At 62.2% G+C, this 20,115-nt stretch carries 16 protein-coding genes; 7 read left to right on the top strand and 9 right to left on the bottom strand.

Features of this window, described 5'->3' with window-relative positions:
• Positions 1-48: 48 nt before the first annotated feature.
• The 9 genes from H559_RS0108980 to gyrA form a co-directional block, all read right to left on the bottom strand.
• Positions 49-1,380, bottom strand: a complete 1,332-nt coding sequence (locus H559_RS0108980) for a UDP-glucose dehydrogenase family protein (protein ID WP_028452432.1) — start codon at positions 1,378-1,380, stop codon at positions 49-51.
• 189 nt (positions 1,381-1,569) lie between these two features.
• Positions 1,570-1,773, bottom strand: coding sequence for a DUF3460 family protein (locus H559_RS0108975; RefSeq protein WP_034640509.1), 204 nt, complete (start codon positions 1,771-1,773; stop codon positions 1,570-1,572).
• A gap of 102 nt (positions 1,774-1,875) precedes the next feature.
• Complete coding sequence (gene hisC / locus H559_RS0108970; protein ID WP_028452430.1) at positions 1,876-2,979, bottom strand: histidinol-phosphate transaminase; 1,104 nt, start codon at positions 2,977-2,979, stop codon at positions 1,876-1,878.
• Positions 2,980-3,133: 154 nt separating this feature from the next.
• Positions 3,134-3,721: an LOG family protein gene (locus H559_RS0108965; protein WP_028452429.1), complete on the bottom strand. Its 588-nt coding sequence runs from the start codon at positions 3,719-3,721 to the stop codon at positions 3,134-3,136.
• Positions 3,722-3,826: 105 nt separating this feature from the next.
• Positions 3,827-4,900 carry a prephenate dehydratase gene (gene pheA, locus H559_RS0108960; RefSeq protein ID WP_028452428.1) on the bottom strand — a complete coding sequence of 358 codons (1,074 nt, stop codon included), beginning with the start codon at positions 4,898-4,900 and terminating at the stop codon, positions 3,827-3,829.
• 121 nt (positions 4,901-5,021) lie between these two features.
• Complete coding sequence (serC, locus tag H559_RS0108955; RefSeq protein WP_028452427.1) at positions 5,022-6,116, bottom strand: 3-phosphoserine/phosphohydroxythreonine transaminase; 1,095 nt, start codon at positions 6,114-6,116, stop codon at positions 5,022-5,024.
• Positions 6,117-6,204: 88 nt separating this feature from the next.
• Entirely contained in the window at positions 6,205-6,633 is a 429-nt protein-coding gene (locus H559_RS0108950) for a PaaI family thioesterase (protein WP_028452426.1), read from the bottom strand.
• The gene (locus H559_RS0108945; protein ID WP_028452425.1) at positions 6,630-7,091 is read right to left on the bottom strand and encodes a PaaI family thioesterase; all 462 of its coding nucleotides are present in this window, start codon (positions 7,089-7,091) and stop codon (positions 6,630-6,632) included. The genes H559_RS0108950 and H559_RS0108945 overlap by 4 nt, the downstream gene beginning before the upstream one ends.
• Positions 7,092-7,300: 209 nt before the next feature.
• Complete coding sequence (gyrA, locus tag H559_RS0108940; RefSeq protein ID WP_028452424.1) at positions 7,301-9,973, bottom strand: DNA gyrase subunit A; 2,673 nt, start codon at positions 9,971-9,973, stop codon at positions 7,301-7,303.
• Positions 9,974-10,325: 352 nt separating this feature from the next.
• Between gyrA and H559_RS23150 the strand changes: the two genes are divergently transcribed.
• The 7 genes from H559_RS23150 (at position 10,326) to H559_RS0108905 (ending at position 19,848) form a co-directional block, all read left to right on the top strand.
• Positions 10,326-11,009, top strand: a complete 684-nt coding sequence (locus tag H559_RS23150) for an OmpA family protein (protein ID WP_034640560.1) — start codon at positions 10,326-10,328, stop codon at positions 11,007-11,009.
• Between the two features lie 153 nt (positions 11,010-11,162).
• On the top strand, positions 11,163-11,783 hold the full coding sequence (gene lolA, locus H559_RS0108930) for an outer membrane lipoprotein periplasmic chaperone LolA (protein WP_028452422.1): 621 nt from the start codon (positions 11,163-11,165) through the stop codon (positions 11,781-11,783).
• Complete coding sequence (locus H559_RS0108925) at positions 11,776-13,101, top strand: replication-associated recombination protein A (RefSeq protein ID WP_028452421.1); 1,326 nt, start codon at positions 11,776-11,778, stop codon at positions 13,099-13,101. Before lolA ends, H559_RS0108925 begins: the two co-directional genes overlap by 8 nt.
• Before the next feature lie 151 nt (positions 13,102-13,252).
• Positions 13,253-16,309 (top strand): beta-galactosidase, encoded by a 3,057-nt coding sequence (locus tag H559_RS19635; RefSeq protein WP_034640505.1) that lies wholly within the window; start codon positions 13,253-13,255, stop codon positions 16,307-16,309.
• A complete protein-coding gene (locus H559_RS19630; RefSeq protein ID WP_034640503.1) occupies positions 16,306-17,670 on the top strand; it encodes a glycoside hydrolase family 125 protein in 1,365 nt (454 codons plus the stop codon). The genes H559_RS19635 and H559_RS19630 overlap by 4 nt, the downstream gene beginning before the upstream one ends.
• The gene (locus H559_RS19625; protein ID WP_051279174.1) at positions 17,667-18,674 is read left to right on the top strand and encodes a LacI family DNA-binding transcriptional regulator; all 1,008 of its coding nucleotides are present in this window, start codon (positions 17,667-17,669) and stop codon (positions 18,672-18,674) included. The genes H559_RS19630 and H559_RS19625 overlap by 4 nt, the downstream gene beginning before the upstream one ends.
• On the top strand, positions 18,661-19,848 hold the full coding sequence (locus H559_RS0108905; protein WP_028452420.1) for an AGE family epimerase/isomerase: 1,188 nt from the start codon (positions 18,661-18,663) through the stop codon (positions 19,846-19,848). Before H559_RS19625 ends, H559_RS0108905 begins: the two co-directional genes overlap by 14 nt.
• Positions 19,849-20,115 lie beyond the last annotated feature (267 nt).

The following is a 20,115-nucleotide window of genomic DNA, read 5'->3' as shown; positions in this document are numbered from 1 at the left end:
AGGGCACAGCCTGCACTGGCTGTGCCCTGCTCCGCCAGCAAACCGGCCTCAGTCCGCCTGCTTGCGGCCGATCGGGAAATAGCGCAGGCCCGCTTCCGCCACCCGCTTGGGTTCGTAGAGATTGCGGCCATCGAACACGATGGGCTGCTTGAGCGCGGCCTTGATTTCCGAGAAATCGGGGCTGCGGAATTCCTTCCATTCGGTGACGATCACCAGCGCGTCGGCGCCTTCCAGCGCGGCCTTGGGCGAAGTCGCATAGCTCAGCCCTGCCAGCTCGCCAAAGCTGCGCTGCGCTTCCTTCATGGCCACCGGGTCGTAGGCGGTGACCGTCGCACCTCGCGCCAGCAGGCCGTCGATGATCACGCGGCTCGGCGCTTCGCGCATGTCGTCGGTATTGGGCTTGAAGGCCAGCCCCCACAGTGCGAAATGGCGCCCGGCCAGATCGTCACCGAACTCGCGCACGATCTTGCCGACCAGCACGGCCTTCTGGGCGTCGTTGGCAGCTTCGACCGCATCCAGAATGCGCATGGTGTGGCCATGCTCGCGCGCGGTACGCGCCAGCGCCTGCACGTCTTTCGGGAAGCAGGAGCCACCGTAGCCAACGCCCGGATACAGGAAGTGGTAGCCGATACGCGGATCGGAGCCAATGCCGCGGCGCACCAGTTCAATATCGGCGCCCATGGTTTCAGCCAGATTGGCCAGCTCGTTCATGAAGGAAATGCGCGTGGCCAGCATGGCGTTGGCGGCGTACTTGGTCAGTTCGGCCGAGCGCACGTCCATGAACAGGATGCGATCATGGTTGCGCGTGAACGGCGCATAGATCGCACCCATCAGGTCTTTGGCGGTTTCGTCGTCGGCGCCGATCACGATGCGATCCGGGCGCATGAAATCCTCGATGGCGGCACCTTCTTTCAGGAATTCGGGGTTCGACACCACGCTGAAGCTGCTGCGCAGGCCGCGCGCATCCAGCTCTTCCTGAATGGCGGCCCGCACCTTGTCGGCGGTGCCGACCGGCACGGTCGACTTGTCGACCACCACCTTGTAATCGTTCATCAGGCGGCCGATATTGCGTGCCGCTGCCACCACATACTGCAGGTCAGCCGAGCCGTCTTCATCCGGCGGGGTGCCGACGGCGATGAATTGCAGCGTGCCATGCGCGACCGATTCCGCAATGTCGGTGGTAAAACGCAGGCGCCCGGCTTCGACATTGCGTTTGACCAGATCATCGAGACCCGGCTCGTAGATCGGAATGCCGCCTTCCTGCAGGATGCGGATCTTGGCCGGATCCACGTCCAGGCACAGAACATCATTGCCAAACTCAGCGAGACAAGTGCCGGTAACCAGGCCGACGTAGCCGGTGCCGATAACGGTGATGCGCATGCGTAAGTCCTTTCGAAAGTGATTGGCAGTACCTGCCGGGCAACGCGCGGCCGCCAGCCTGAGCTGCGGCGCGGTGCAAAACCGGATTCTAGCCTGTTCCGCGCAGCTTTACCGTGAAGGAAAGCCCGCATCCTGCTGCGGTTTGATGCAGATAAAAAAACCAGCCTTGCAGCTGGTTTTCGGGCCGGTTTACTCGGGCTGGTAGGGATAGGGCTTTTGTTCAACTCGCGATGCGTTATTGCGCGCGCGCTCGTCCAGATCGATCGGTGCCTTGTCCCACAACAAAGCACGCCCCTCGACCTGGCCCGCAGCCACATCCGGGTTGTCCTTCAGAAAACCGTTCATGAAGGTCGTGAATTCGGAAACATAAGTGCTATCGGCTTTCAGCGGCATGGTGATTATCCAGTGTTCTTGGCGCTGCGCTCGCGAGCTGCATTGCCTGATTGATTTTGCGGCAGATTATACCGGCAAATGCCGGCAGCGGCATTCCCGGCATCAGCCGGCCAGCGCCTCTTCCAGTACGGCGATAAAGCGGGCATTTTCCGCTTCGGTACCGATGGACACCCGCAGGGTATTGGGCAGCTGATAGCCACCCAGCGGGCGCACGATCACTCCGCGCTCGAGCATGAAGCGGTTCATCAGTTGCGCATCGCCCACGTGAAAGGCAATGAAATTGCCGTGACTGGGGATGAACGGCACTTCCAGGCGCTGGAAGGCGGCAACCAGCTGCGCCATGCCAGACCGGTTCACCGCCACGGTTTCACGCAGGAAATCCAGATCGTCGAGCGCCGCAGTGGCCGCAGCCAGCGCGAGGCTGTTCACATTGAAGGGCTGACGCACGCGGTTGAGCATGTCCGCCACTTCCGGGCTGGCAAGACCGAAACCAACGCGCAGACCCGCCAGACCATAGGCCTTGGAGAAGGTGCGCACCACAATCAGGTTGGGGAATTGACGCAGCCACAGGATGGAATCGCTGCGCTTCTCCGCCGGCAGGTATTCGGTATACGCCTCGTCGAGCACCACCAGCACATTCTTCGGGCACAGCTCGAGGAATTCGAGCAGGTCGCCGGGGCGTGCCAGTGTGCCGGTCGGGTTGTTCGGGTTGGCGATCCAGACGATCTTGGTATCCGGGCGGATGGCTTCGCGCATGGCGACCAGATCGTGGCCGTAATCGACGGCGCGCACCTGGATGCCGGTCGCACCAACGGCCTGCACGGCAAGCGGATAAACCGCAAACGCATATTGCGAGAAAACGGACGTATCGCCCGCCTGCAGGAAGGCGCGGGCGATCAGCTCCAGCACGTCGTTCGAGCCGTTGCCCAGCACGATCTGCTCAAGGCCGACACCGAACTTGCTGGCGATCCTGCTTTTCAGCTCGAAGCCGTTGCCATCCGGGTACAGCGCCAGCGTCGCGAGTTCGGCCTCCACTGCTGCACGCGCTTTCGGGCTCATTCCCAGCGGGTTTTCATTCGACGCCAGCTTGACGATGCCGGCCGGGTCAAGACCCAGTTCGCGGGCCAGCTCGGACGTCGGCTTGCCGGGCTGATAGGGGGCAATGGCGCGGATGTATTCGGGGGCGAGTCGGGTCAGTTCAGACATGCGTTTTCCAGTCATTCTGCTTGTGTTTTGTTCTGGATAGCCGGACACAGTGCGGACAGCTCTTGCGTTCCCGGCAGTCAGATACCACATTACGTATCAGCTCGCAGCCATTTCACTGAAATGGCCACAGAGCAATACCCGTGGAAATCCGTAATCAGGTGCGATCACGCAGCGAATCGTAATGCCATTCGCCCTCGCGTTGCGGGCGGTTGGCCAGCAGATCCAGCAGGGCCGGAATATCACCGGAGACCTGTACGGCTTCCAGCTCGGCTTCACGCACGAAGCCGTTGGCGGCAACCTGGTTCAGGAAGACCAGCAGGCCGTCGTAAAAGCCCGCCACATTCAGCAGGCCGATCGGCTTGCCGTGCAGGCCGATCTGCGACCAGGTCAGGATTTCGAACAATTCATCGAAAGTGCCGAGGCCGCCGGGCAGCGCGATGAAGGCATCGGCCAACTCGGCCATCTTGGCCTTGCGGGTATGCATCGAGTCGACCACGATCAGATCGGTACACGCCGCGTACGCCAGCTCGCGCAGCGCCATGAATTGCGGAATCACACCGATCACTTCGCCGCCGGCATCCAGCGCCGCACTGGCCACCTCGCCCATCAGGCCGACATTGCCACCGCCATACACCAGCGTCAGGCCGCGTGCAGCCAGTTCGCGCCCGAGCGCCCGTGCCGCTTCGGCATGGACCGGATCGTGACCACTGCGGGCACCACAGAACACTGCGACTTTTTTCATCTCTTCCCCGTTCGAAAACCAGTTTTTAGTCCAGCCTGTTCCTGCTCAGCATCATTCCGCACGCAAGGAAGGCAAGCCCTCCCGGCATGCTGCAGCCGAAACCATTCAGATCACTGCTTGCGGATAGGCGCCCAGCACTTTCACAAAAGCAGCCGTATCACGCAAGCCGTTCAGCGCGGCCTGCAAGCGATCTTCGCTGACATGCCCTTCCACATCGACGAAAAACACGTATTCCCACAAGCCGGTGCGGCTGGGGCGCGATTCGAATTTGCTCATCGATACACCATTGCTGGCCAGCGGCTCGACCAGTTCGGCCAGTGCGCCCGGACGATTCGGCGCGGAAATGACCAGCGACGTCTTGTCGCGCCCTGACGGCACGGTGTCCTGATAGCCCAGCACCAGGAAACGCGTGGTGTTGTTCGGCTCATCCTCGATATTCTGCGCAAGCTTCAGCAGGCCGAATTTCTCGGAAGCCGCATCGCCGGCAATGGCTGCGCACTCCGGATCGAGACTCGCCAGCCGCGCTGCTTCGGCATTGCTCGCTACCGACACGCGCTCGACGCCGGCCGGCAGATTCTTGTTCAGCCATTCGTGGCACTGCGCCAGGCTTTGCGCGTGCGAATACACGCGCTTGATGCCAGCCAGCCCTTCTACCGATCGCAGCAGATGGTGATGAATGCGCAGCACGACCTCACCACAGATTTTCAGCGGGCTGGTCACCATCAGGTCGAGCGTGCGGCCAACCGCCCCTTCAGTCGAGTTTTCCACCGGGGCAACCACATAATCGGCGCTGCGCGCTTCGACAGCGCGGAAGGCTTCGTCGATCGACGCGCACGCCAATGTGCTGGCAGCGTGACCGAAATGCTTGATCGCAGCGGCCTGGCTGAACGTCCCCTCGGGGCCGAGGAAGGCGATGGTCAGCGGGCGCTCGAGCGCCAGACACGCCGACATGATTTCGCGAAAGAGCCGCGCAACGGCCTCATCCGGCAGCGGGCCTTCGTTGAGCTCCTTGATGCGCGTGAGCACCTGCGCCTCGCGCTCGGGGCGATAGACGATACCACCGCCCTTGATCTCGCCGATGGTGTGCGCGTGCCTGGCGCGCTGGTTCAGAAGGTGCAACACCTGCGCGTCGATGGCATCGATGGCATCGCGGTGTACTTTGAGCTGATCATCACTCATGGCATGTCCTGAAAAATGTCCCGGCAACGAAGCGCGGCGACACAGAGAAAATCGAAACCGGGCAGGCACAAGTCCACATCATTTTCATGATCCGCTTATGCCTCGTCAGCAGCGCAGTCGCTTAGCCGTGGCGACGCGCAAAGTCATTCATATAGGCCACCAGCGCCTGCACGCCTTCCAGCGGCATGGCGTTGTAGATCGATGCACGCATGCCACCGACACTGCGATGGCCCTTGAGCTGCACCAGCCCCGCCGCATCGGCGCCCTTGAGGAATTCGGCATCGAGCGCGGCGTCTTTCAGCCAGAACGGCACATTCATGCGCGAGCGGCAGGCGCCGGATACCGGAGCGCGGTAGAAGCCAGCGGAATGATCGATGGCGTCGTACACCAGTGCTGCCTTGGCGGCATTGTGCCGCGCCATCGCTTCCAGACCGCCATTCTTCTGCAGCCACTTGAAGACGAGTCCGGCCACATAGATCGCAAAGGTCGGCGGCGTGTTGTAGAGCGAGCCGGCGTCGGCATGCGTCTTGAAGTCGAGCATCGTCGGCACATCCGGACGTGCATGGCCGATCAGGTCTTCGCGCACGATGGCCAGCGTCATGCCCGATGGGCCGATGTTCTTTTGCGCCCCGGCAAAAATCACGCCGTAGCGGCTGACATCCAGTGGCTGCGACAGGATGTTCGACGACATGTCGCAGATCAGCGGGATGTCTTTGCCAGCAAACGACGCTTGCGGAATGAAGGGAAACTCGACGCCGCCGATGGTTTCATTGGAAACGTAATACAGGTAGGCCGCATTGCTGCTGCGAGCCCAGCCAGCCTCATCGGGGAGGTAGCTGAAATTGCGGTCTTCGCTGCTGGCGACCACATTCACATTCGCATAGCGCTGCGCTTCCTTGATCGCGGCCTTCGACCAGCTGCCGGTATTGACGTAATCGACGGTATCGCCCGGCCGGGTCAGATTCAGCGGCAGCATGGCGAACTGGAAATGCGCACCGCCCTGCAGGAACAGCACCTTGTAGTTGGCGGGAATGCCAAGCACCGCGCGCAGGTCGGCTTCGGCCTCGGTAATGATCTGCGTGAATTCCGGACCGCGATGGCTCATTTCCATCACGGACATGCCGGAGCCGTGCCAGTCGGTGAGCTCCTGCTGCACCTGCAGCAATACTTCACGGGGCAGAACGGCCGGGCCGGAGCTGAAATTGTATGTCGTCATCGGATTTCCCACAGGCAGAAACGGAGTGCGCCGGACATTGCTGTCAGCGTATTGCTAGTTACCCGTATTGTGCCGTTTTTCGGGGTGATCAGGCGAGCAGAAAATGTGCGCGCGCCTGCGCAATCGGCCGTGTGCGGTCATCCTGCCAGGCCGTCATCAGCACATTGGCAATGCGCTTGCCCTGGCGCACGATTTCGCATTGCGCCCAGGTATCGAGCGGCCGCCCCGAGCGCAGGTAGTCAATTGAAAAATCGACGACCTTGGGCAATTCGGACGCTTCGCGCGCCCACAGCAGATGCATCACTGCCGCGTTTTCCAGAAAGCCGCCGATCACGCCGCCATGCAGCGCGGGCAACTGGACGTTGCCGATATTGTCCGGGCTGAATGGCAGACAGAAGAGCGGCTGGCCATCGTCGCCGGCCCTGACGCGGATGCCCAGCAGCGCCGAATAGGGGATCCGCGTCTGCAGCAGAAGATCAAGCTCTTCAATCGAATTGACCTGCCAGCTCTGCGTCATAGTGCCTCCGCGATTGCCGCCGGAACCGGTGTACGGGCGAACGTCGCCACGCCATGTGCAACAGGCCTGCCGGGATCATCCTGGTAGGCCGTCGCTCTGGTGAAGGCAATATTGTCGGTCAGCCGGTAGCATTCGGCTTCGCAATAGAGCGTCGCATCAGGGCAGGCCGGGCGCAGGTAGTCAATGCGCAGGTCCAGCGTGGCCACCGCCTCCAGCTTGTCGAACAGGGTAAAAATCGAAGCGGCGCTGCAGGTATCGATCAGACTGGTCACCACGCCGCCATGCAGGATGCGGGTCGCCGGATTGCCGATCAGCACGTCGCGAAACGGCAAGCCCAGCACCACCTTGCCCTTCGAGGCGGCCAGCAGCTGCAGGCCCAGCGTGCGGCTGTGCGGCATGGCCATGAACCACGGCGAAATGCGCGCGAAAAACTCGGGATCACTGACGGGAAGCCACATGCCAAGCTCCGGATACGGTGTAGTGAGTAAGAGGATAGCGCACTATACCCTCCCCTGGCGCCCCGCCCCAAAGAGAGCCCTTGCCGGCGAGCCCGAAACACACCGGCACAGCGCCTCCGGCGCAGACTGCAAAAAACAAGGGGTATCAGCATGCAACCCTTCCGATAAAAAGGCTACAGACCGATACCCCATTACATCAATAGCGGAACTTATTCTGCGGACGACTCGCCAGCCGGTTCGTCCGCCACGTCATCCGCCACATCTTCCTCGTCGGATTCCGGCTCGCAGACCTTTTCCAGGCCGGACAGGAACTCGCCCTCGTCCAGATTGATCAGGCGCACGCCTTGCGCGGAACGCCCGGTCTCGCGGATTTCCGCCACCTTGGTACGGATCAGCACGCCACCGGTGGTAATCAGCATGACGTCATCGCTTTCTTCCACCAGGCTCGCCGCCACCAGCTTGAAGCCGGTTTTTTCCGTCAGATCCATCGCGATCACGCCCTGCGTGCCACGGCTGGTGAGGCGGAAATCGGCCACCGTAGTGCGCTTGCCGTAGCCGCCATTGCTGGCGGTCAGCACCATCTGCGCGTCCGAAGTGGACACCAGCAGCGCAATCACCTGCTGGCCATCTTCCAGCTTCATGCCGCGCACGCCACCGGCGGTACGGCCCATCGGGCGCACGCCGCCTTCATCCGGATGCTCGTTGAAGCGCACCGACTTGCCGGCATCCGAGAACAGCATGATCTGGTCGTTGCCCGAAGTGATCGCCACGCTCACCAGACGGTCACCCTCGTCCAGCTTGACCGCGATGATGCCGGCGGTGCGCGGACGCGAGAAGGCCTTCAGCGGCGTCTTCTTCACGGTGCCGTTGGCGGTACACATGAAGATGAACGGGCCATTGGCCTTTTCATCGAATTCGGCGTCGTCGTCAAGCTCCGGCGCATCGTGATCGGCAAAGGCCTTCACCGGCAGGATGGCGCTGATCTTCTCGCCATCTTCCAGCGGCAGCAGATTGTTGATCGGCTTGCCACGGCTGGCACGCCCGCCCTGCGGCAGCGCATACACCTTCAGCCAATACACGCGGCCACGGCTGGAGAAGCACAGGATGTAATCGTGCGTGTTGGCAACGAAAAGCTGGTCGATGAAATCATCGTCCTTGGTCGCCGCCGCCTGCTTGCCGCGCCCGCCACGCTTCTGCGCGCGGTATTCGTCGGTCGGCATGGCCTTCATGTAGCCGCCATGCGTCAGCGTCACCACCATGTCCTGCGGGGTGATCAGGTCTTCGATGCTGATGTCGTCGCCATGCAGCACGATTTCCGAACGGCGGGCATCGCCATAGTTGAGCTTCACTTCCGCCAGTTCGTCGGCAATGATCTGCGTGACGCGCTCCGGACGGGCGAGGATATCGAGCAGGTCGATGATCTTCGCCATGATTTCCTTGTATTCGCCAACAATCTTGTCCTGCTCGAGACCGGTAAGGCGCTGCAGGCGCAATTCCAGAATCGCCTGCGCCTGGGCTTCCGACAGACGGTAACCATCGGCCGAGAGGCCAAATTCGGCACCCAGATCATCGGGGCGCGAGGCGGCGATATCGGTGCGCGAGAGCATGTCTTCAACCAGCTCCGAGCGCCATACGCGCCCCATCAGCGCGGTCTTGGCTTCCGGCGGAGTGGCAGCAGCCTTGATCAGTGCAATGATTTCGTCGACATTGGACAGCGCGACGGCCAGGCCTTCGAGGATGTGGCCGCGCTCGCGCGCCTTTCTGAGTTCAAACACCGTGCGGCGGGTAACGACTTCGCGGCGGTGCTTGAGGAAGCTTTCCAGCACCTGCTTGAGATTCAGGAGACGCGGCTGGCCATCAACCAGCGCGACCATATTGATGCCGAAGCTGTCCTGCAGCTGGGTCTGCTTGAACAGATTGTTCAGCACCACATCGGGCATTTCATTGCGCTTGAGCTCGATCACCACGCGCATGCCGGACTTGTCCGATTCGTCGCGGATTTCGGAAATACCTTCGAGCGACTTTTCGCGCACCAGCTCGGCCATGCGCTCCAGGAGCCGCGCCTTGTTCACCTGATAAGGCAGCTCGTCGACGATGATTGCCTGGCGGTCGCCATTCTTCCCGCAATCTTCAAAGTGCGTACGGGCACGCATCACCACACGGCCGCGGCCGGTACGGTAGCCTTCGCGCACACCATGAATGCCGTAAATAATACCGGCGGTGGGAAAATCGGGGGCAGGAATGAAGTCGATCAGCTCATCGACGCTCAGCTCCGGATTTTCCAGCAGAGCCAGTGCGCCATTGATGACCTCGCCAACATTGTGCGGCGGAATATTGGTCGCCATACCCACCGCGATACCGGACGAGCCGTTGATCAGCAGGTTGGGAATCCGGGTCGGCAGGACGGTAGGCTCGAGTTCCTTCTCGTCGTAGTTCGGCGTGAAATCAACCGTTTCCTTGTCGATGTCGGCGAGCAGCTCGCTGGCCACCTTTTCCAGACGGCACTCGGTGTAACGATAGGCCGCCGCATTGTCGCCGTCGATGGAACCAAAGTTGCCCTGGCCATCAATCAGCGTGTAGCGCAGCGAGAAATCCTGCGCCATGCGCACCAGCGCCTCGTAGGCAGCAGAGTCGCCATGCGGATGATACTTACCCAGCACATCGCCAATCACCCGCGCGCACTTCACATAAGGGCGATTCCAGACATTGTTGCTCTCATGCATTGCGAACAGGATGCGGCGGTGCACGGGCTTCAACCCGTCACGGACGTCGGGCAGTGCGCGCCCGACAATCACGCTCATCGCGTAGTCGAGATAGGAGCGGCGCATTTCCTCTTCGAGGCTGACCGGAAGAGTTTCTTTGGCAAACAGTTGTTCAGACATTGGGGGTGGATGCTTTGCAATAAGCTTGCTATATATTGGAATCAAGTAAGGCCGTGAGAAGCACCGACCTTATTTTGCATGACCCGGAAGACAACATGGATCAGACCCGGTTTACATCAAAACGCTAAACCGATTTTACCATGTGTGACGCAAGCACAACCAGCGCCACAAAAAATGAGACACTTTCACACTTCATTGATTTGCTTTAAGCCTTGTAACAGAACTAAAATGCCAAGTGTGTGATATTGGAACGCGTATGGCACATCGGGCTTGATACCCAGACACGATCTGGGATGCGGTTTTCGATATGCTCACCGTGCTGCACATCAAATACATCGTGGAGAAAACAAACATGTTGAAGCAAACACTCACTTCCCTGGCTCTGGTTGCCGCCTTCGGCGTTGCCGGCACTGCAGCTGCGAAGACTGACGCTTATGTAACCAGCGCAACCAACGTTAGCGCAGCGAATCCGGAAGGCGTTGTAATGGCTACCGGCGCTTGCGTGAAGACTGGCTCCTGGAGCGCGGACAAGGTTGTCAAGGGCTGCCCGGGCTGGGTTGAGCCTGTTGCCAAGGTAGAAACCAAGCCGGCTCCGGCTCCGGCTCCGCAACCTGTTGTGACCACCAAGAAATTCGTACTGAAGTCCGACGTTCTGTTCGACTTCAACAAGGCTACCCTGAAGCCGGCCGGCAAGGACGCTCTGGACAAGCTGGTTGAAGAAGTCAAGGGCATGGCAGGCACCAAGGAAGGCGCAGCTCTGGTAGTTGGCTACACCGACCGCATCGGTTCCGACAAGTACAACCAGGCTCTGTCCGAGCGTCGTGCCAACACCGTTCGCGACTACCTGGTTTCCAAGGGTGCTCCGGCTGACAAGATGACTGTTGAAGGCCGCGGTGAAACCAACCCGGTTACCGGCGACACTTGCAACAACATCAAGGACAGCAAGAAGACCCGCGCCAAGCTGGTTGAATGCCTGGCTCCGGATCGCCGCGTAGAAATCGAAGTCAAGGGCACTCAAGAAGTGACCGCCCAGTAATCTCTGATTACTTGAGCTTCGTAAAGCCCCGCTCCGGCGGGGCTTTTTCTTTTCCACACCTTTTGCCCCAGTCGCCAGTATGCAAATGCCCAACGCCTTCAGCCCGCTCTTGCGCTAAACTTGGCGCCATCCCGGCTTTGGACACCCTAGCTCATGCCCTTCCGTTTTCTAAAGTTTCTGACAGCCACTATCGCAACATTTGCCTGCTCCAGCGCCATTGCCGGCAGCGCAACCGATCTGCAGCGCTACCTGACTGATACCCAGTCGCTGCGCGGCGAATTCCAGCAAGTCGTCACCCAGCGCTCCGGCAAGGTCCAGCGCTCCAGCGGCACTCTCGTCATCGCCAAGCCGGGCAAGTTCCGCTGGGAATACCTCAAGCCCTACCAGCAGCTGTTGCTTGGCGACGGCAAGCAGGTCACGCTGTACGACGCTGACCTCATGCAAGTCACGATCAAACCGCAAGGCAAGCTGCTTGATGCAAGCCCGGCCGCACTGCTCGCCGGCCAGGCCGATCTGGCCAGTCGCTACACGCTGAAAGAGCTGCCAGAAAAAGACCAGCTGCAGTGGGTCGAGCTGACCCCGAAGCAGCCAGACCAGAGCTTCGAGCGTGCCCGCATCGGGCTCGACAAGGCTGGCGTCAAGGCGATGGAGCTGGACGACCACTTCAACCAGACCACCCGCATCCAGTTCGACAAGCTCGAACGCAACCCCAAACTCGCCGCCGACGTATTCAATTTCACCATCCCGGCTGGCGCCGACGTGATCCGTGAGTAAAGACCTCTTCAGCAGCACACCGCCCGCACATCAGCCCCTGGCCGAACTGCTGCGCCCGCAGGTCATTGGCGACGTGGTCGGCCAGGATCACCTGCTCGGCAGCGGCAAGCCGCTGGCGCTGGCGCTGGCAGCCGGCCAGCCGCACTCCATGCTGCTGTGGGGGCCGCCCGGCGTAGGCAAAACCACTCTGGCGCGCCTGCTGGCGCGCGCCTTTGGCTGCGAAATGCTGGCCCTGTCCGCCGTGTTTTCCGGCGTAAAGGACATCCGCGCCGCGATGGACGAGGCGGAGATGAATCGCCAGCGCGGTTTGCGCACCATGCTGTTTGTCGATGAAGTCCACCGTTTTAACAAGGCGCAGCAAGATGCCTTCCTGCCCTACGTGGAGTCGGGACTGGTCACCTTCATCGGCGCCACGACTGAAAACCCCTCCTTCGAAGTCAATGCCGCGCTGCTGTCACGCGCGCAGGTCTATGTGCTGAAGGCACTGGACGATGCCTCGCTCGGCCTGCTGGTCGCACGTGCGCTCGAACGCCACTATCCGGAGCTGGCCTTCACCGACGACGGCATCGCCTCACTGATCGGCCTGGCCGACGGCGACGCACGCCGGCTGCTCAATCTGGTCGAGCAGGCCGCCAATGCCGCCCGAGCCAGCCGCCGCAACGAGCTCGACGCCGCATTTCTGAATGAAGCACTGTCGCTGAATAACCGCCGCTTCGACAAGGGCGGCGACAATTTCTACGACCAGATCTCCGCGCTGCATAAATCGGTGCGCGGCTCGAACCCGGATGCCGCGCTGTACTGGTTTTGCCGCATGATCGACGGCGGGGCTGACGCGCGCTATCTCGCTCGTCGTATCGTGCGCATGGCCTGGGAAGACATTGGCCTGGCCGATCCGCGCGCGATGCAGCTCTGCAACGACGCGGCGACCACCTATGAGCGTCTGGGCAGCCCCGAGGGCGAGCTGGCGCTGGCGCAGGCGGTGATCTATCTGGCCGTCGCCCCCAAATCCAATGCCGGCTACATGGCACACAAGCAGGCGATGGGACTGGTGGGCAAGGACAAATCGCGCCCGGTGCCCGAGCACCTGCGCAATGCGCCAACGCGGCTGATGAAGGAACTCGGCTACGGCAAACTCTATCGCTACGCACACGACGAGCCGGAAGCCTATGCCGCCGGCGAAACCTACCTGCCCGAAGGGCTTGAAGGCACACGTTTTTACGAGCCGACCCCGCGCGGACTGGAAGGGAAAATCGCCGAGAAACTGCGGCACCTGTCCGAGCTTGATGCCCTCTGGCGCAATGAAAACGGCAAATCCTGAGTTCCCGACCCCGCCCTGTGCGGGGTTGTTATTTTTCACGGCTTGCTATTCGCGCCACACGGCTTGAAGTCGCCGCAGCCCCGGTCCACAATGCAGCAATCGTTTAGTTATTTTAATAATTTGCTAAACACCACATCCACGGACTGCTGCCATGACCATCTACGCTCTGCTCGACCCGGCCTTCCCTGCCCCGCATCCACTGCCCGACACGCTGCCAGACCAGTGGCAAGCCCTGAATGCCAGGCAGCTGGCCACAGCACTGACTCAGGCCAAAGCCGGCAGCGTGTATGTGCACTTTTACGGCAGCGCTTTTCCCCGAGCCGCCTGGCCGGCTCTGAAACAATTCCTGGCGCAAGCCGGCAACCTTGTCAGCCTCGGGCGCACGCCATTCGGGCGGCCGGTTGATGAGCATGGGCAGACCACGGCGCAGGCCGCGCTGTTTCGCGAACTCGACATCCACGAAATCCAGCATGTCGATTGCGGCGCGGCAACACAACTGAAATCATCCGCCCTGCATCCCTGGTTGGATGGCCAGCTTGCCTGCCTGTCAGCGCAAGCTGCGACCGACGGTTTCGTGCTAATGCCGACCAAGGACAAGGATCAGCCGCTGGATTCTGGCTCGGCCGGGCCGATGGATGCGCGGATTGTGCCGCTGGCCAGCGCGCTCAATGCGCAAGGCCATGCGATTGCCTGCCCGGTGGTGATGATCGAGCGCCTGCGCGGTGCCATGGCCGGATCGCGGCAGATGTTCGTGAATGTCGAGCCGACTGCGGCCTTCTGGCAGAACGGCGGCATGGCCATGCTCGATACCCTGACCAGGTACGCCGCGCATGGCGTGACCGAGTGGTGGCTGAAGCCCGATTTTGCCTGCTACGAGCCCGGCGAAGTTGCCACGCTGACGCTGCAGGGCGAGGCGCTCGGCGCCACCCGCGGCCAGCGCTGGACAGCACGGATTACCACCATGTATGGCCTTGAAGCCCATGATGAACGAGAGCTGCAGCTCGATACCCTGCAGGATAGTTCAATCACGAAACGCTTTACCCTGCCCTACCCGATCCGGGCCGGACGCTACGCAATCAGCGCAACACTCACCAGCGACGCCGGGGAAGTCATCAAACTGGAACAGGGCTTCTGGGGGCGTGACGCCGAGCTGCTGGCGCGCGGCACGCGGCTGAAGGCCGGGCGCGATTATTTCGAGCGCGATGGCCAGGTGATGCCGGTGGTCGGCATGACCTATATGGCGAGTGATGTGCACCGCAAATTCCTGCAGCTGCCCAATGTGGCGGTGTGGGATGCCGACATGGCGACACTGGCCGGCATGGGCGTCAATTACCTGCGCACCGGCATCTGGAGCGCATGGCGGCAACTGATGTTTGTCGACGGCCATGCCAGCGAGGCGCTGCTGCGCGCAATCGACGCCTTCATCCTTACCTGCGTCAGCCATGACCTAGAGTGCTGTTTCACCTTCTTCGCCTTCACGCCGGAGGCCTGGGAAGGCAGCAACCCTTACCTCGATCCGCGCAGCCGTGCTGCGCAGAAGCGCTTCATCCGCAGCGTGGTGGCGCGCCACACCGATACCAAACGCGTGCACTGGGACCTGATCAACGAGCCGTCGCTGTTTGACCCCGAGCGCATTTTTGTCGGCCCGCGCACGCTGCACGACAAGCACGAAAACCAGGCTTTCCGCGACTGGCTGCGCGCACGCAATCCGGACATTGCGCACTGGCAGGCCGCCTGGGACATTAGTCCGGCCAAACTGCCGGACTTTTCCGCCATCCGCCCGCCGCAGCCGGAGAAAATCGGCTTCAACACCACCGAAATCGCCCCGAAGCAGCACGGCCTCTGGCTCGATTACGCGCTGTTCACGCAAAGCGCACACCGCGACTGGGCTTCGGACCTGGCCGCCAGCATCCGCGAGCTGGTTCCCGACGTGCTGGTGTGCGTGGGCCAGGACGAGGCGCTTGGCCAGCAACGCCCGCATGCGTTCTTTTATGCCGATGCGGTCGATTACACCACCGTGCACAGCTGGTGGCTGAACGACGCGCTGGGCTGGGACAGCCTGTTCAGCAAGACGCCGCACAAGCCGAATCTGGTGCAGGAAACCGGCATCATGCACGTCGAGCGCCCGAATGGCCGCTCGCGCCGCAGTGAAGCCGAGCTGATGCAGCTGCTGGAGCGCAAATACGCGTACTCCTACGCCTATGGCAACGCCGGCGCGGTGCACTGGATCTGGAACATCAACTACCACATGGACAATATCAACGAGTCGCACATCGGCGCCTGCCGCGCTGACGGCTCGCAGAAACCCGAGGCCGAGATCACCGCCGCCTTTGGCGAATTCTTTGGCAAGGTCGGGGTATTACTCCAAAACCGAGATTTGCCAAAGGCTGCCGTTGTATACCCGTTCACCAATGACTACAGCAACCGCCGTACCACCCTGGATGCAACGCAAGCGCTGGTTCGCCAGTTCGGCTTCGAGCTGGGCGTCAATCTACAAGCGGTTTCCGATCACGATCTCTCCAGCCTGATGAGCGCACCGCCGCAACTGCTGCTCCTGCCCTGCCCGTTCAATCTGGACGACGGCTGCTGGGCGCAAATTACCGCGCTGCTCGACGCACATCCGGTGACACTGCTGCTGACCGGCCCGGCAACGCTCGACCGCTATTTCAATGCCACCGCGCGCGCGCCGTTTGACCAAGCCAGCATCCGCAACCTCAGCCGCGAAGAACCGTGCGAGATCGCCGGCAAAACATTGCGCGCCACCTTTGCCGGCGAGGCGATTGCCCGCATCGAAACTGGTGTCGCCGCAAGTGGCGACAGCGCGCAGCTGCAGCGCATCCCCTTCGGCCAAGGACGCCGTGGCCAGATTCTGTGGCACCCGCTACCGCTGGAGCTGAACGCCAATCCTGCCACCCTGAATGCCTTGTACCGCGCGGCGCTGCACGCCGCTAATGTTGACGGTGACTTTGTCTGGCAGGGTGAGGCGCCGGCGGGCGTCTTCCTGCACGCGCAACATTTCGCCGGCCACACGCTGTGGATCGCGATCAGCGAAAGCAGCCGCGACCAGCTGCTGCAGTTCAGCGACCCGTGCAGTGGCCGGCACTATCAAACGCAGCTCGCCGCCGGCCGCGCACAACTGTGGCTGACCGATAGCAAGGGAGCGGTTGTCGCCAGCCTGCGCAACCATGCGGTGGAGGTAGTGCGATGAACCAGCGCCCCGCTACCCCGCGCTTCCAGTCCATCGCCGTCGAGGCGACCATTGCCACGGAGTCTGCACGCATCACGGATGCGAAACTGCGGGCGCTGTTTGCCAACTGCTACCCGAACACGCTCGATACCACCGTGTTCCACCGCGACGACGAACAAGGCCGGCCGGATACCTTTGTGATTACCGGCGACATCCACGCGCTGTGGTTGCGCGATAGCACCGCTCAGGTGTGGCCCTACCTGCCGCTAGCGGCGGATGACGCGGCGCTCGCGCGCATGATCGCTGGCCTCGTGCGCCGGCAGACGCACTGCATCCTGATCGACCCGTACGCCAATGCCTTCAACGACGGCCCCGGCGACAGCGAATGGAAGACGGACCATACCGAGATGAAGCCCGATCTGCACGAGCGCAAGTGGGAGCTGGATTCGCTGTGCTACGCCATCCGCCTCGCGCACGGCTACTGGCAGGCAACGCGCGACTCGGACGTGTTCGATGCGGATGTTTTCGATCAGGACTGGCTGGCCGCGATGGAGCTGGCAGTCGCCACGATGATCGCCCAGCAACGCAAAACCGGCCCCGGCCCCTACCGCTTTGCGCGCACGACGCACTGGCAATCGGACACGCTGCCGTGCAATGGCTGGGGCAACCCGCTGAAGCCCGTCGGCCTGATTGCGTCGATGTTCCGGCCTTCTGATGATGCCTGCGTGTTCGGCTTTCTGGTGCCATCGAACCACTTTGCTGTCGTCAGTCTGCGCCAGCTCGCTGACTTGCTCGACCAGCATTACCCCGGCCACCAGCTTGCAAGCCGCAGCCGCGAGCTAGCCGACGAGGTGGATGCAGCTCTGCAGGCGCACGCCATCGTCACCCACCCGGAATACGGCCGCATCTGGGCCTACGAGGTCGACGGCTGTGGCAATGCACTGCTGATGGACGACGCGAATGTGCCCAGCCTGTTATCGCTACCGTATCTGGGTGTATGCCTTGAAAATGAAGAGGTCTATGCCAATACCCGCCGTTTTGTGCTCTCCGGTTCGAACCCCTGGCACTTCCGCAGCAGCGACGGGCGCATCAGCGGCATCGGCAGCCCGCACACACTGGTTCCGCGCATCTGGCCGATGAGCATCATCCTGCGCGCGCTGACCAGCCGCGACGCCGGCGAAATTCGCGAGTGCCTCACGATGCTGGTCAACAGCGATGGCGGCAGCGGGCTGATGCATGAATCCTTCATGCCGGACGATCCCTCTGATTTCACCCGCGCCTGGTTTGCCTGGGCGAATACGCTGTTTGGCGAGCTGGTGCTGAAGGTGGTGCAGGAGCAGCCGGCGCTGCTCAGCGAACACTATGCGCGGGAGGGTGTATGAGCATCAGCCTGCGCGAACTTGCCGATGCCGCCGGCGTGTCGGTCGGCACCGCCTCGCGCGCGCTCAAGCATCAGGGCGGCGTCTCGGAAGCCACGCGGCAGAAGGTGATCGCGCTGGCCGCCGAGCTGGACTACGACCAGCACCGCCTGCAGCGCGCACCGCTGCAACGCGTGCTGCTGCTCTTGCACCGCAGCCACGCCACACCGGCGACCGCGCCCTTCTACGCCGAACTGATTGCCGGTGCGGAACAGGTCTGCAGTGAGCTGGGTATATCGCTGCAACCCTTTGTTATTGATCCTTCTGGATCGATACGTAGGCAGGTGCTGCAGCAGCAGCCCGATGGCCTGCTGTGCGTGGGCTTTATCGAGCCGGATGTGCTCGACGTGATCCGCGGGCTTGGCAAACCGCTGGCGCTGATCGACACCTGCGCGCCGGGGCTGGCCAGCGTCAACCCGGACAACGAAGCCGGCACGCGCGTACTGACCGAACACCTGCTGGCGCGCGGCTGCCGCCGCATCGCCTTTGTGTCCGGCTCGCTGGCGCACCATTCGATCCGCCTGCGTGAGCGCGGCTACCGCCAGGCCCTGTTCAACGCCGGCCTGCTGGCTGATCCGGCACTGGAAGTGCTGATCCCCGCCGGCGTCGATCTGGCCAGCGGCGCCGCCGCGGCTCTTGATGAGCTGCTGGCGCTCGCCAGCCCGCCCGACGCCATCATCGCCTTCAATGATGCCTGCGCGCTGGCGCTGCTGGACGCCTGCCGGCTGCGCGGTGTGCGTGTACCCGATGACCTCGCCATTGCCGGCTTTGACGACATTCCGGCTTCCGGCGCGGCCGGCCTCAGCACCGTCAACATCGACAAGGCCGCGCTGGGCGCCGCCGGCGTGACCCTGCTGCTGGCCGCCGCCGAGCACCTCCCCGCATCCGAAACCCTGCATCCTGTCCGGCTATTGCTGCGATCCAGCACCGGCCCCCATTGCCAAGGAGACTGCCATGACCCTGCCTGATTTCCGCAATCCGCATACCCTGCTGGCCCACGTGCGCCACACGATGGCCTTCTACCATCCGCGTGCGATTGACGAAAGCGGCGGCTTCTACCATTTCTTCAAGGATGACGGCACGGTGTACGACGCGCACACCCGCCATCTGGTCAGCAGCACGCGCTTTGTTTTCAACTACGCGATGGCGTACAGGCACTTCGGCGGTGACGAGTATCTGGCCGGTGTGAAGCACGGGCTGGACTTCCTGCGCCGCGTGCACCGCGACCCGGCTACCGGCGGCTATGCCTGGCAACTGCAATGGCAGGACGGCGTGAAAACGGTCGATGACGCCACCAACCACTGCTACGGGCTGGCCTTCGTGGTGCTGGCCTACGCGCACGGCGTGATGGCCGGTGTGCCGGAAGCCAAAGCCTGGCTGGAAGAAACCTGGCAGCTGATGGAAGCGCACTTCTGGGAACCGGATTACGGCCTGTATGCCGACGAAGCCACCGCAGACTGGCAGCTCAAACCCTACCGCGGCCAGAATGCGAACATGCACGCCTGCGAAGCGATGCTCACCGCCTTCGAGGCCACCGGCAACGTGAAATTCCTCGACCGAGCCGAGCTGCTGGCCAGCAACATCGCCAACCGCCAGGCCGCGCTGGCGAACGGCATGATGTGGGAACACTACCACCGCGACTGGTCGGTGGACTGGGATTACAACCGCGACGACAAGACCAACATTTTCCGCCCCTGGGGCTATCAGCCCGGCCATCTGGCCGAGTGGGCGAAGCTGCTGCTGATTCTGGAGCGCCACCGCCCGCTACCCTGGCTGTTGCCGCGCGCGGAAGAATTGTTCACCACCGCGCTGCAGAAAGCCTGGGATGGCGAGCATAGCGGCCTGTATTACGGCTTCGGGCCACAGGATGAAATCTGCGACAGCGACAAGTATTTCTGGGTGCAGGCGGAAAGCCTCGCCGCCGCCGCGCTACTCGCCAAACGCACCGGGAAACCGGAATACTGGCATGACTACCAGCGGCTGTGGGCGTATTCATGGGAACACTTCGTCGACCACCAGCACGGTGGCTGGTGGCGTATCCTGCGCGCGGACAACAGCAAATACAGCGACGAGAAAAGCCCCGCCGGCAAGGTGGACTACCACACGATGGGGGCGTGTTACGAGGCGCTGAATGCGTTGTGATCCGCTTATTACGCTGATTAGCACGCCCAAGCCCTGAAGCCGCCGAGAAGCGCAACAAGCAACAGGGTTTCGCGGGTGAGATGTTTGAGCCCGCAGGGCGAGTTTCGAACCCGCGCTGTTGCTTGTGAGCATCGCAGGGCACCCCGCGCAGCGGGGCGGCGGACCGGGCTCGGCTTTGGGGTGAAGGGGGATTTTCCGAGACAAATCCCCCTTCCCGTGGGCGCGACGGAATCGCGCATGCAAACACCGCGCCGCAAGGCGCAAAAC

Source organism: Chitinilyticum aquatile DSM 21506 (assembly GCF_000430805.1).
Classification (GTDB): Bacteria; Pseudomonadota; Gammaproteobacteria; order Burkholderiales; family Chitinibacteraceae; genus Chitinilyticum; species Chitinilyticum aquatile.
The sequence above is the reverse complement of the archived record's forward strand: the minus strand, read 5'-3'. Positions and strand labels throughout refer to the sequence as shown.

Coding starts and splice junctions, on each gene's coding strand:
- H559_RS0108980 (WP_028452432.1), bottom strand. CDS start 1,380: ATGCGCATCACCGTTATCGGCACCGGCTACGTCGGCCTGGTTACCGGC.
- H559_RS19635 (WP_034640505.1), top strand. CDS start 13,253: ATGACCATCTACGCTCTGCTCGACCCGGCCTTCCCTGCCCCGCATCCA.
- H559_RS23150 (WP_034640560.1), top strand. CDS start 10,326: ATGTTGAAGCAAACACTCACTTCCCTGGCTCTGGTTGCCGCCTTCGGC.
- serC (WP_028452427.1), bottom strand. CDS start 6,116: ATGACGACATACAATTTCAGCTCCGGCCCGGCCGTTCTGCCCCGTGAA.
- H559_RS0108975 (WP_034640509.1), bottom strand. CDS start 1,773: ATGCCGCTGAAAGCCGATAGCACTTATGTTTCCGAATTCACGACCTTC.
- H559_RS0108965 (WP_028452429.1), bottom strand. CDS start 3,721: ATGAAAAAAGTCGCAGTGTTCTGTGGTGCCCGCAGTGGTCACGATCCG.
- H559_RS19625 (WP_051279174.1), top strand. CDS start 17,667: ATGAGCATCAGCCTGCGCGAACTTGCCGATGCCGCCGGCGTGTCGGTC.
- H559_RS0108905 (WP_028452420.1), top strand. CDS start 18,661: ATGACCCTGCCTGATTTCCGCAATCCGCATACCCTGCTGGCCCACGTG.
- H559_RS0108945 (WP_028452425.1), bottom strand. CDS start 7,091: ATGTGGCTTCCCGTCAGTGATCCCGAGTTTTTCGCGCGCATTTCGCCG.
- H559_RS0108950 (WP_028452426.1), bottom strand. CDS start 6,633: ATGACGCAGAGCTGGCAGGTCAATTCGATTGAAGAGCTTGATCTTCTG.
- pheA (WP_028452428.1), bottom strand. CDS start 4,900: ATGAGTGATGATCAGCTCAAAGTACACCGCGATGCCATCGATGCCATC.
- hisC (WP_028452430.1), bottom strand. CDS start 2,979: ATGTCTGAACTGACCCGACTCGCCCCCGAATACATCCGCGCCATTGCC.
- H559_RS19630 (WP_034640503.1), top strand. CDS start 16,306: ATGAACCAGCGCCCCGCTACCCCGCGCTTCCAGTCCATCGCCGTCGAG.
- gyrA (WP_028452424.1), bottom strand. CDS start 9,973: ATGTCTGAACAACTGTTTGCCAAAGAAACTCTTCCGGTCAGCCTCGAA.
- lolA (WP_028452422.1), top strand. CDS start 11,163: ATGCCCTTCCGTTTTCTAAAGTTTCTGACAGCCACTATCGCAACATTT.